Origin of the sequence: Nostoc sp. C052 (assembly GCF_013393905.1) — a bacterium.
GTDB lineage: Bacteria > Cyanobacteriota > Cyanobacteriia > Cyanobacteriales > Nostocaceae > Nostoc.
Genome location: NZ_CP040272.1, coordinates 2,743,776 through 2,755,927 on the forward strand (window position 1 = coordinate 2,743,776; position 12,152 = coordinate 2,755,927).

The following is a 12,152-nucleotide window of genomic DNA, read 5'->3' on the forward strand; positions in this document are numbered from 1 at the left end:
AAATCGCGTCTCTACAATTAGGGTTTGGGATACATTAGACATCTTGCAAAAGTGCCTTTTGCACTCTTGTCGGGAAAGGGGGAAAGGTTAAAGGGGAATGTTAATTCTATCCCTTTTCCCTTTAACCCTTTCCCTTTACCCGATTTATGCAAGAAGTCTATTGTGCGCTTATCCCAATTGATTTGAGATTGTGCTGACATCAACAGCTAACTTTTTGCCCAACTTGAGCAACTGAAGACACTGATTATTTCCTTCGTTGTCAAGGTTAGTAATACAGACTGGCGCTATCTGACTATGGAGACAGCTAAAGTATAGTTCTTGCGATCGCTGTAGGGAAACATCAATATTTAGTTGATCCCCGACATCAATCAATCGCTCTAACAGTTGGATATCTGCATTAAAACTGCCATTGGCATCGTTCAACAATTGCCAGAGCCATCGCGCAATTAATTGTTCTAACATCTGTTTACCGTCTGGAATATTCAGCCGACAACGCAGATGTTTTGCTTCAGTTGCGATCGCTTCTAATTCTAAGATGTGACTCCAACTCTTTTGGGGATCGGCGATATCTTGCTCAAGCGATCGCAATGTCATCAGACAGCGATGCCCTAAAGCAATATCGGCTGCTACCTGCAATTCTTGCGGTACTGCGATTTCATCACGATGAAACGCCATCAGCACACCGTAATTATCACGATAGGCTTGAGTATATAACTGTCCTAAACGTGTCAGTGTTTCCTGACTCAGCAGCCGCATAATCCGGTGGCGTTCTTCAGCAAATAGATTTTGCAAGCTGAAAGCTTCTTCTCCAAATAGCTGCGTCATAGCCAAGATGGTATGAGCCGCACTAGCTTGTTTTAGCGCCCCAAACAGCTTTTCTTTTAATTGGCTGTAGTCACGCCGCCCGGTAAATTGTTGAATGCCACAGTGGAAATCCCAGCCTCCTAAATGCAGCACCGCAAATACCAAATGCTCACTTTCCCAAGTAATCTCTGATACCAGCTTTAAATTCCCCACAGCCAGAGTTAGCGATCCCATGCGTTGCAGTTGGTAATCTAACTCATTGGCAGCGTAGCAATAAACTTTTTTGTGGTAACGCTGAGACTGTTTGTCAGCAGCATCTTTTCTCGGTAGGGAATTGTGCGTTTCTGCTGGTTTCTGATTGGTAAATAGGGAAGTAATGGCGTAATGGGCTGCTACTTGCTTAAATCCAAGTTGGGCAGTTAACACGAGTTGCCGATAAATTTCGGCACCATGTTTGAACTCATCCACATTACTGGGGGCTAAACCAAGGCGTTTGACGAAGCCTTTTTCTAACTGCACACCAGCTACTTCTCCTGCCAATTCCAAAGCACGGGCGGCGTAGCGGAGAATTTGCGTCCCCTCTGGACGGGAAATTTCTTCAAAAAACCAGCCGCAACTAGTGAACATTAACAAAGCGTGACGCTGCATTTCCAATAGACGTAGAGCATCTACTTGTTCGGCTGCTGTTAGTTTGTGGGTTTGATGACGGGCTAAGAAACGGTTGACATTGCTAGCAGAGCGATCGCGCAATACTTGGATATATTCATCTCGCGCTAACCAGGGATCGCGAAATAACTGTCTACCATGCTCTGCATACACTTCAGTTAGCTGATCCCGCAGCCAATTTAGGGCATCCCGTAAAGGACGACGCCATTTCTGATGCCAAACTGAGCCTTCACCACCGCAACCACAGTCATCCTCCCATCTGCCGACACCGTGAGCGCAACTCCAGGCTGTAACTGACTTTAATTCCACTTCCCAACCGGGAGAATTTAAGCTCAGGTAGTGTGCAAAGTTCGTTACCGTCCAACCTTGTTGAGGAAACTCTTTAGTAAAGGCATAGGCTAAAGTTTTCTCAGTTCCCTTTTTGTGATGTCCGAAGGTTTCCCCATCTGTCGCCACAGAGATTAACTGTGCTGGGCGATGATCCCCACGCACTGCTGAACCGATACGTCCGGCAAAACGACTCGAATTATAAACCACATCACTAAAACCCATATCCCGCGATATCGGGCCATCGTAGAAGAAGATATCAATGTAGGGTAATTCTTCTGTACTACCATCGTTGGGGCTAGTGGCGATTGCACTTAGAGGTGAAGATGAAGTATCTAATGTGGGCTGCAAATAACAACGATAAGGACGCGTCGAATCAATCTGACTACCGCCAACTTCGATCCATTCAGGATGAGGATGTTCTGGAGTAGGGAGGGGACGACAACGCAGTGCTTGAGATGGTGCAAGGATAATGAAGCGAATACCCTCAGCAACAAGAGCTTCTAGGGTTGCGTAGTCTACAGCGGTTTCTGCTAACCACATTCCTTCGGGATCGCGGCCAAAACGGGAGCGGAAATCTTCTTTACCCCAGCGAATTTGGGTATATTTGTCGCGCTCATTGGCCAGGGGCATGATGATGTGATTGTATACTTGCGCGATCGCATTGCCATGACCATACAGGCGATCGCTACTCTTGGCATCTGCCTCTAAAATCCGCTGATAAACCTCCACATCGTAGCGTTCTAGCCACGACATCAGCGTTGGCCCGATATTAAAACTGAAATACTCGTAATTGTTGACGATCCCCACCACTTCGCCTTGATCGTTTAAGACTCTGGCAAAGGCATTTGGACGATAACATTCCCAATGAATCCGCTCATTCCAATCATGGAAAGGTGCAGCGCTCGGTTGGCGTTCAATTGCGTCCAGATAAGGGTTTTCCCTTGGTGGCTGGTAAAAATGACCATGCACCGTCACGTAAACACCATTAGCCTTTCTCAGGGGATCAGTTTCTTTGGTGTTATTGGGATCTGAATGTAATGTTAACGTTGAGCCAGAGCTAGCTGGCATTTCAGCAGCAGAAGTCATGTATATTTATCCAAAACAAAAAACTTGCAGTTGCACCGAAAACATTGTGCGTAAACCTTACTACAATAGTTTGAACACAAAATCCGGTATAAACAACAACTATGATATCCAACTAAATTTTGACAAAGCTGTTTTATTGTAGTGGGAAATCTGCGTTATCGCACAGCCCTTTCCCCGAAGGCTTAAAGTAATTAGCCATTGAACAAAGCCTCAGTTAGGGGTTTCTCTTCTTGGGTGCTAATCAAAATTTTAATTGTCTTTTAATATATTAAACCCCATTTTTGATGTAATATTTTGGCTCTATTTCATACTTTTGCAACAAAAGATTACAATAACTCATTATATCGCAATTTTGCTTTACACAACATTCGCAGCGTTGAACGGAAAACAGTACAATCTCTGAATTGCTCTACAGGCGGTTGAGAGTATCCTATGGGAGTAGTGAGCAGTGCTGAGTAGTGAGTGCTGAGTGCTGAGTAGGAATTAGGGAGTAGGAAAGCAAGGAGATGCTCCTAATGGACAAGAATAATAACTCCTAACTCCTAACTCCTAACTCCTAACTCAACACTCAGCACTCAGCACTCCGATAAGATACCCTCAACCCAAAACAAGAAATGTCAACCAAAAACATTATTCTTTTCGCTTTACTATTGTTCATCCCGGTTTCTGTAGCAGCCCACTTTCTGGAGTGGGGAGAATTGGTAGTTTTCATTACAGCTGGATTAGCAATTTTGCCCTTAGCAGCTTGGATGGGTACAGCCACAGAAGAAATTGCTGTCGTAGTCGGCCCATCATTAGGGGGCTTATTAAACGCCACCTTTGGCAATGCCACAGAATTAATCATTGCCCTAGTGGCATTGAACGCTGGATTAATCGATGTAGTCAAAGCCAGTATCACGGGATCGATTATTAGCAACTTACTACTAGTAATGGGTTTTTCCATGCTTTTGGGAGGACTGCGCTACAAAGAACAGACATTTCAGCCAATTGTGGCGCGGGTAAATGCTGCTTCGATGAATTTGGCGGTGATTGCCATTTTGATGCCAACGGCAATGAATTATACCTCTCAAGGAATTAACGAACAAACACTGCAAAATCTTTCTATTGCTGTTGCTGTAGTATTAATTTTGGTTTACGCCCTAACGCTACTATTTTCGATGAAAACCCACTCCTATTTATATGATGTGGGCGTAGCGGAGTCAGAAGAAGAGGAAACACCCCACACGAAACCCAATATGATGTTGTGGGTTGGCGTGTTGCTAGTATGTACCTTGCTAGTAGCAATTGAGTCAGAAATGCTAGTAGATTCTCTGGAAGTGGCCACATCTCAGCTAGGTTTGACGGCGCTGTTTACAGGGGTGATATTGGTTCCCATCGTCGGTAACGCGGCTGAACACGCCACAGCAGTCACCGTGGCGATGAAAGATAAGATGGATCTTTCCCTTTCGGTAGCTGTGGGATCGAGTATGCAGATTGCCCTATTTGTAGCGCCCGTGTTAGTTATTGCAGGGCGGATATTAGGCCAACCAATGGATTTAGATTTCAAACCCTTTGAATTAGTAGCTGTGGTTGTGTCAGTGTTGATTGCCAACAGTATTAGTTCTGATGGTAAGTCCAATTGGCTGGAAGGCACTTTATTATTAGCTGCCTATACAGTATTGGGGTTCGCCTTCTACTTCCATCCCGTTATGGAAGGTATGGGGTAAGCTAAAAAATATCTAATTTGCATAATCTAACTAAACATAACTCTTGTGGAGTGAGCATCTTGCCATTGGAGCAAACAAGCCTTATCTCAATGTCTTGATAGTTTGCCCAGCCATCTTTTTCTGGTGCTATTTGAGCAAATATGTTCCGCAGTTTGTATTTCTTTAACCGTACCTGCTTGCAGAACCCACAGTTAAAACTTATACCTTGGCTTGTCGAAAATCATCGCTCAATGGGACTTGTTAAAGCTGTTCGCAAACGGCATCGGGATAATGCCAAAAGGTCACTTGACATTTGGGAACCAGCCTTAACTTGACACCAATGGCGAGACGCCCACCCCACAAAAAGATATTTATCCTACAACAGCCGGACTTGTTATTTTCTCCTGTCTTTGGGAAGGCGATCGCATACCCAAACCAAGTAAGTTCAGCATTTCTCGGTCAGTGTCGTAATCTGGACAAGGAGTTGTCACTGTTAACATCTTGTTGTCGTCGCTGGAAAAGATAGAATTGGCTCCTGCCATGAAGCAGAAAGCTTGCTCAACTTGAGAAAGTCTCGCCCTACCAGCACTAAGACGCACATCGGAAGCAGGCATTAAAATTCTGGCTGTGGCAATCATCCGTACAATGTCCCAAATGGGAACATCAGGCTGATTTTCTAAGGGTGTGCCTGGTACTTGTGAAAGAATATTAATTGGCACGGACTCTGGATGCGGATGTAAGTTTGCCAGAGTTTGTAACATTCCAACACGGTCATCGACGGTTTCGCCTAAACCAAGGATACCGCCAGAACATACGGTAACATTTGTCTGACGGATGTTTTCAATTGTGTTCAAGCGATCGCTATAAGTCCTTGTAGTGATAATTGTGCTGTAATATTCCTGCGAGGTATCTAAGTTATGGTTGTAGGCGTAAAGTCCCGCTTCTTCCAATTTCCTGGCCTGATTGGCCGTTAACATACCCAGAGTGCAGCACACTTCTAAGCCCATTGCGGTTACATCCTTGACCATTTCTAGGACTTCCTCAAATTGTGAGTTATCCCGCACTTCGCGCCAAGCAGCACCCATACAAATGCGACTGACACCAGTTTCTTTTGCTTTCTGGGCAATGTTAACTACAGTTTCCTTTTCTAGGAGTGCTTGCGCCTTTACCTCTGTTTTATAGCGAGAAGATTGGGCGCAGTAGCTACAATCTTCTGGACACCCCCCCGTTTTAATCGATATGAGCTTACAAACTTGTATTTTTGTTGGGTCATGATATTGGCGATGCATGCTAGCAGCTTGATAAATAAGCTCTAGCAATGGCGTGTTGTATATCGCCCGAATCTCTAATTCCTGCCAATCGTAGCGTATTCCCACCACATCACTATCCTTCTTGTAGACTGGGTTGAATCTTGAGCTGTTTTTTGCTTGAATCTGCTGCGGTACAGCGTTTGGGCAAAGCTATTTTATCGAAATTATGCCCTGCACTGTGCTTTATCACCCATTGGCTCTCAATCCTTCCGCTCTAGATATTAGACATCAGCTTATCAAGATTTTGGTTGAATGGCAGATTAAGGGACTTCCAAATAAAAAAATAATCAATCGCTTTAGGGAGACAAGGGAGAGGGGAGATATATTGCTACCTTGTCTACCTTATGCCCTTTGTCCCCCTGCTCCCATATAGGAGGGAATTCTATTGCCTTTGCTGCTGCTAAACCGCAGGGTATGAGAGAATTTATAAATTTAGAGAATGTTATGGGAACAGATCCCGCCGATTAAGTAGTTTATGATATCAGAACTGCCAATAATTACAAGCGATCGCCTATTATTACGAGCAGCGATCCATGAAGATATACCCCAAATTCTCAAATACTTCATTAACAATAAAACTTATCTCACTCCATTCTACCCTCTTTGGGCTGATGGTTTCTTCACTGAAGAATATTGGCAATATCAAATAGAGAATAGTTTTCTGGAATTTATCAATGGGCAATCGTTAAAACTATTTATTTTTACCAAAAAAAATCCCACCGTTGTTATTGGAACGGTCAATTTTAGTAATTTTGTCCGAGGAGCCGCTCATTTTTGCTATGTGGGATATAGCCTTTCTGAAAATAAACAAGGTAGAGGGTATATGACAGAAGGGCTAAAATCTGCAACTCAATATCTATTTCAAGAGTTAAATTTTCACCGAGTCATGGCTAATTATATGCCTCACAACCGACGCAGTGGCAATGTACTCAAAAGACTCGGTTTTGTTATTGAAGGATATGCTAGAGACTATTTATTAATTAATGGTCAATGGGAAGATCATATTTTGACAAGCCTAACAAATCCTAATTGGAAAATACCTATATTTTAAATACAGTAAGTATCGTCATCACAAATATTTATTTTATTTCTCACACTATATACGATATTTACATGTTTACAAATACTAGTTTCTAGCAAAAATTAGAAAATCCCTGTAAGACAATAACGCCTAAAAATAGCTAAAACCATTATTTTGAATTTGCTATTATCGCCAAAATTACAACTATTGATAATAGGAAAACATCTAAACTGAAATAATTTTATGTCTCAGTCGTGAACATTTACACATTCATAGCAAATTCATAATAAATACACAACAAGTCCATAAGCAAATGCAATAGTAAGATTTATTCACGACCTGGCTTATTTATCAAGGTTAGCTTTAGCCGATGTGTCCAATCTTATTAAATGACTGAGGAGTTTTTTCAAATGTCCATTAATTCTATAAAGCCCTTTTCTGTATTTTCTGTATTTTCTGCTATCTTCGCTTTTGCTACCATCTTAAACGGAGTTGTCTTGGCAGCACCAGTTCCAAATTCAGCCACTACACCAGTCTTCAAAACTCAGACTAGTGCTGCATCACACCAGCCCATCAAACTCACAAAGCAACAGCGGCTACAAATCCAACTAGCTCGCCAGCAAAGAGATAAAGATATTCAGGCTCTATTAAACCCGTCCCAAGCTACTAAATTTAAGGCAGCACTGCAATCACGTCAGAGAATCAGGATAGTGTTAAAATCTTTGGATCTGAATCAAGAACAACAGAAACAGGTTCAATCAATTTTACAAACTTATAACCTACAAGTGAAAAAAATTCTCTCTTCACAGGTATCACCAGCAACATCCAACTCAGTAGGAATTGCCGCACCAACATCACAACCAATTAACAAATAAAAACTCAGCTTCATTTAATTAAGGTTAAGTTTCAGAAGACTGGCGGATTTGATACAAACTTCGGTTAAGCCAGTCTTCATAGCAATCATAAAAACTCAAAGGTTGCTTTTGATATTGGTGTGATTCTGAACCAAAAACTCAAATTTAGAGTCTAAAATTGCTAATTAAGTTAACTTTTTCTTTAATTGTAAAATTTTATTCATTATGGGCTCCAGATTTTGACGGTGGTGCTGCCATATTTTAGAGATGAATCGCTTTTTGCGTCTATGCTGATGCTGAAGCCAGAGGTAGTATTAAAGGAAGAATGAATTAAGCTTTGCTCGTAATGACTCTGGCTGAAACCCCAAACTACAAGAATTCTAGCAATCCTTTTCTCACCCTCAACTACGAAAGCGCTTTAGAATCTCTAGGCGATGACTACTATGATGAGGTTGCAGCGGCGGAATTTCCCCAACACCTCCTGCGTTGGCGTAACGATGAACTATTACCCCGTTTTGGTCTAGACCCCCAAGTAGTCAAAGACGAAGATTTCATCACAGCCTTTGGTCAATTTCAAGGGCGCAAACCCTTGTTGGCACTGCGTTACCACGGCTATCAATTTGGTGAATATAACGGACAGCTGGGTGATGGTAGAGGCTTTCTCTACGGGCAAGTACGCGCCAATGATGACCAATTGTACGATTTTGGCACTAAAGGTTCTGGGAGAACGCCCTACTCCCGTGGTGGCGATGGTATGCTGACGCTCAAAGGTGGGGTGCGGGAAGTTCTGGCTGCGGAAGCACTGCATTACTTGGGTGTACGTACTTCGCGCTGTCTGAGCATGATTGAAACAGGTTTACCCCTCTGGCGGGGCGATGAACCTTCGCCTACCCGTTCATCTGTGATGATTAGAATGAGCAGTTCTCATATCCGGTTTGGCACTTTTGAGCGACTGCACTATTTCCAGCGTCCAGATTTAACTAAGAAGCTGTTAGACCACGTAATTGAGCAGTATTATCCACACTTAAATGCTGAAGAAGATAAATATGCCCTGTTTTACGCCGAATTAGTTAAACGGGTTGCAGAACTAGTAGCACAGTGGATGGCGGCTGGTTTTTGTCATGCAGTCTTGAATACTGACAATATGTCGATTACTGGAGAGAGTTTTGACTACGGGCCTTACGCATTTATTCCGAGTTATAACCCATCCTTTATAGCTGCATATTTTGACTATTATGGACGCTATTGTTACGGGAATCAACCAAGTATTTGCCAACTAAATTTACAAATGCTCCAAGAACCTTTAAAGGCGATTATTGATAAAGGCGAAATGGAAACTGCATTAGAAAGGTTTGATGAATATTATCAAGCTGAATACAGTTATTTGATGTTGAAAAAGTTAGGTTTTTCAGAGTTGCCACATCCACAAGCTGCGGAACTATTGAATCTAACGGTTGAATTTTTGAAAGATAGCCAAGTTGGTTATCACCAGTTTTTTTATGAAATGGCTCGTACTTTTTCATCGAAATGGCGAGATGAACCAGGTTTTGTGATGAATAATTCAGAGATTGTGACAGTGCCCGGTGCGTCAGGGATTTTTGATGATTGGTGCATATTATACCATAAAATCTTGAACGATTTTGATAGCAATAACACCGATATAATTGCCCAAACTCTAGCTGTTAATAATCCCAAAACGGTATTATTAAGGTCAGTAATTGAGTCTATTTGGGAACCAATTGCCCAGGAAGATAATTGGCAACCTTTTTATGATTTAGTCGAGGCAATTCAGTCTAGGAAATAGTTAGCAAGGGGCAAGGTTTATAACGAAAATCCTTTTTCCTTTGCCCCCCTGCTTTCTTGTAAATAGATGCCTTTACCTTACGTTTCATAAGAAAATAGGGTATGAGTAGCATTCGCACAGAAAACCGTGCTACTTATATTTTGGGATAATTAATAGTTAATAATGATAACGAGATTGTAAAAAATTTATTTCATCACCTTCTACAAGATATACAACCCACATTCCGCACCCGGAACTGTCACAAAAGAAATAGCAAAGAATTGTGGGGTTAGTTTTTGATTTAAAACCAAAATTGGAGAGATGGAAATTTAAAAATCAAACCAGAGTTTGCGAAAATAAAGAATCGGTATAAAAAATGCTGCACTAAAACGTAGAGTTACTAAACATAGAGTGAGTAACTCTTGCAAAAATTAGTAAAAGTAAAGCTTAATTAAAATAATAATCAAACTAATAAATAGTAGCGACGACAAGTACTAGGAAAAAATTGTAATATCCATAATCTTTCATCAGAGAGGTTTGATATTTGTGAAACACTATTAACAATTAATAAATGAATACCTTGGAAACATTGAAATATCCACCTGAGAGTGGGGCGGTCTGTTGGTTTACCTAATTGATTTTTTATTTCCTGGTTTTGAGCTAATAAAATTCCACGTAACTGTCGTTGTCCTAAAGTATAAACCAACAAACATAACCCCATAATCATTGATAAAGCTTCAATGCGCTCCGGTGACTTAATAAATATGCTATCTGTTAAGAATAAAGGGTCTTTTAAGAAAGCAAAGCCTCTTTCACATGATTGTTGAGCTTTATATTCCTTAATCATGTCAGTGTGGCTTAATTGGGATTCATCAATAATATTAGTTGCTAAAATAAATTTTCCCGAAGCGCGATTTTCAAGTTCAATTGCTGCTTTATCTTGCTCTAATTGCGCGGATATCTGATAGTAATATTTCCAGTCATTCTGATTGTTGTTTTTGTTTTTACCTTGAGGTTTTAACTGTTTCTTAGATATTTTAATTTCAGCCAAACAATGATATTTTAATTGCTCTGATAGATGTAATGCAGCTTTCTTGGCATCTCGATGACAAGCAAATTCTTCATTACATAATTTTGTGAGCTTTTGATGAGCATTTATTTGGGCTTGCTGAACACGGCGCATCAGCTGTTTAGAATCTGCTTTTTTCCGTTCTTGGCTTTCAACTATCAGCCATCTTTGCTCGATCCCGGCATAGTTACTAGACTTGACTATATATGAATAACCTGTTATTTCACTTTGGATTAAATCTTTGGAGTCTATTCCTAATAGTATTTGCTTGGCTAACCCCACTGTCAATGGAACTCTGCATAACCATTTGAGGCTTTTCATCAAATTCAGGTTTTCGGCACTATATAATGCGCTGTCTGCTACCATTAACGCATCTATATCAATATTTTCTCGAAAATTCACGAGAGTTTTCGCAAAGGTTTTCGTATCTGATTGATTTCCTGACGCTGCTTTTAAAAAGATGGGAATATCCCCATCACTGCTACAAATTAACTCTAGAATAAATTGTTTTAAGTCTGGTCTATGATCTCTTGAATAACCATAAGTTATATTTATTGGTTGTGGTGCTAACTCTAGGAGCTTATCTTCATTTTCTGTGGGAGCATTTCTTTCAAAGGCTACTTCGGGTAAACCAGTTTTATATTCTCCGTGCAGATGCAATGAAGAAGAATCTAAGTGTAGCGATGATAAATCTACTCCATATTTTTTTACTGCTGCTAACGCTATTAAAGTGAAGATTCCACTTAATCCTTTTAAATATAATTGGTCTAATACTCTTCCTAGTCTGTCGTCATTTAAATGTTCTGGTAATACTCCTTCTCCTATCAAGTGTTCACAGGCATAGCTATCCATATATTTAGGAAACATATATAATGTTCCAGATACAAACCCTAACCCGTTTAGTATCATTGCTTTGACCGCCTGACCCGCACTCACTTTAGACTGCGGGTGCTGTCCAAGTATTTTATTTATTTGGTCTACCAACCCTATTTCATCAATAATTCCTGCTACTATCCCCAGGTGATTTAAATTTTTTACTTCAATGCTCAAAGGCGAATTCATTTTCACACTATATCCCATCAACTATTTTTAGCTTTTCATGATGGAAGCTTATAGAGTGCTAATTTTATTTATTTTTTGACTTTTACCCTGATTCTGGCTATTAACTTTACTTCTGGGTTTTTCTTGTCTCAATTTCTACCAGTAGTTTTAATTTACTTACTGCTTTCTCTGTGTGCCAGTTTTAGGTGCGGAATGTGGGATACAATTCTATGTTATTGTGTTAAACGGCGAGACCAAGTATTAGGATCTAAATATTTTAAAGGTTCCGGTTTACCTTTCCCCTTAAAAGGATCTTGGCAAATCTCTTTGACAAGATCCAAGACTTTAAGGGTAACTCGTTGATCGGTTTCCACCCAAAATTTTAAGTCTTCTAAAAATTCAGGTTGAAATACTGTCTTTCTTTGCTTTGGAGTTGCTGGAATTTCTTCTTTTGATTGGTTTTTGAGGTTCTTCTTTTTGGTCAAATCCCAACTCCTTACTAA

The 12,152-nt window shown here is 40.7% G+C and carries 8 protein-coding genes; 4 read left to right on the plus strand and 4 right to left on the minus strand.

Annotated elements, in window-relative coordinates; translation table 11 throughout:
- Positions 1 to 168: 168 nt before the first annotated feature.
- Positions 169 to 2,886 (minus strand): DUF3536 domain-containing protein, encoded by a 2,718-nt coding sequence (locus FD723_RS10895; RefSeq protein WP_179065355.1) that lies wholly within the window; start codon positions 2,884 to 2,886, stop codon positions 169 to 171.
- A 614-nt stretch (positions 2,887 to 3,500) separates the two neighbouring features.
- Here FD723_RS10895 and cax point away from each other — a divergent pair.
- Complete coding sequence (cax, locus tag FD723_RS10900) at positions 3,501 to 4,592, plus strand: calcium/proton exchanger (RefSeq protein WP_179065356.1); 1,092 nt, start codon at positions 3,501 to 3,503, stop codon at positions 4,590 to 4,592.
- Positions 4,593 to 4,942: 350 nt separating this feature from the next.
- Here the strand turns inward: cax and bioB are convergent, their stop codons facing one another.
- Positions 4,943 to 5,950 (minus strand): biotin synthase BioB, encoded by a 1,008-nt coding sequence (gene bioB, locus FD723_RS10905; RefSeq protein ID WP_179065357.1) that lies wholly within the window; start codon positions 5,948 to 5,950, stop codon positions 4,943 to 4,945.
- 406 nt (positions 5,951 to 6,356) lie between these two features.
- Here bioB and FD723_RS10910 point away from each other — a divergent pair, with 406 nt between their 5' ends.
- The 3 genes from FD723_RS10910 (at position 6,357) to FD723_RS10920 (ending at position 9,560) form a co-directional block, all read left to right on the plus strand.
- A complete protein-coding gene (locus tag FD723_RS10910) occupies positions 6,357 to 6,932 on the plus strand; it encodes a GNAT family N-acetyltransferase (protein ID WP_179065358.1) in 576 nt (191 codons plus the stop codon).
- 380 nt (positions 6,933 to 7,312) lie between these two features.
- A complete protein-coding gene (locus tag FD723_RS10915) occupies positions 7,313 to 7,777 on the plus strand; it encodes a hypothetical protein (RefSeq protein WP_179065359.1) in 465 nt (154 codons plus the stop codon).
- 325 nt (positions 7,778 to 8,102) lie between these two features.
- On the plus strand, positions 8,103 to 9,560 hold the full coding sequence (locus FD723_RS10920) for a YdiU family protein (protein WP_179065360.1): 1,458 nt from the start codon (positions 8,103 to 8,105) through the stop codon (positions 9,558 to 9,560).
- A 442-nt stretch (positions 9,561 to 10,002) separates the two neighbouring features.
- Here FD723_RS10920 and FD723_RS10925 read toward each other — a convergent pair whose 3' ends face one another.
- Both FD723_RS10925 and FD723_RS43885 read right to left on the minus strand, forming a co-directional pair.
- Complete coding sequence (locus FD723_RS10925; RefSeq protein ID WP_179063859.1) at positions 10,003 to 11,670, minus strand: IS1634 family transposase; 1,668 nt, start codon at positions 11,668 to 11,670, stop codon at positions 10,003 to 10,005.
- A gap of 212 nt (positions 11,671 to 11,882) precedes the next feature.
- A complete protein-coding gene (locus FD723_RS43885; protein WP_306297018.1) occupies positions 11,883 to 12,134 on the minus strand; it encodes a Txe/YoeB family addiction module toxin in 252 nt (83 codons plus the stop codon).
- Positions 12,135 to 12,152 lie beyond the last annotated feature (18 nt).

Bases quoted from the DNA above. Each gene is read 5' to 3' on its own strand.
- FD723_RS10895 (WP_179065355.1), bottom strand. From the start codon at position 2,886: ATGACTTCTGCTGCTGAAATGCCAGCTAGCTCTGGCTCAACGTTAACA.
- cax (WP_179065356.1), top strand. From the start codon at position 3,501: ATGTCAACCAAAAACATTATTCTTTTCGCTTTACTATTGTTCATCCCG.
- FD723_RS10910 (WP_179065358.1), top strand. From the start codon at position 6,357: ATGATATCAGAACTGCCAATAATTACAAGCGATCGCCTATTATTACGA.
- FD723_RS10915 (WP_179065359.1), top strand. From the start codon at position 7,313: ATGTCCATTAATTCTATAAAGCCCTTTTCTGTATTTTCTGTATTTTCT.
- FD723_RS10920 (WP_179065360.1), top strand. From the start codon at position 8,103: ATGACTCTGGCTGAAACCCCAAACTACAAGAATTCTAGCAATCCTTTT.
- FD723_RS10925 (WP_179063859.1), bottom strand. From the start codon at position 11,670: ATGAATTCGCCTTTGAGCATTGAAGTAAAAAATTTAAATCACCTGGGG.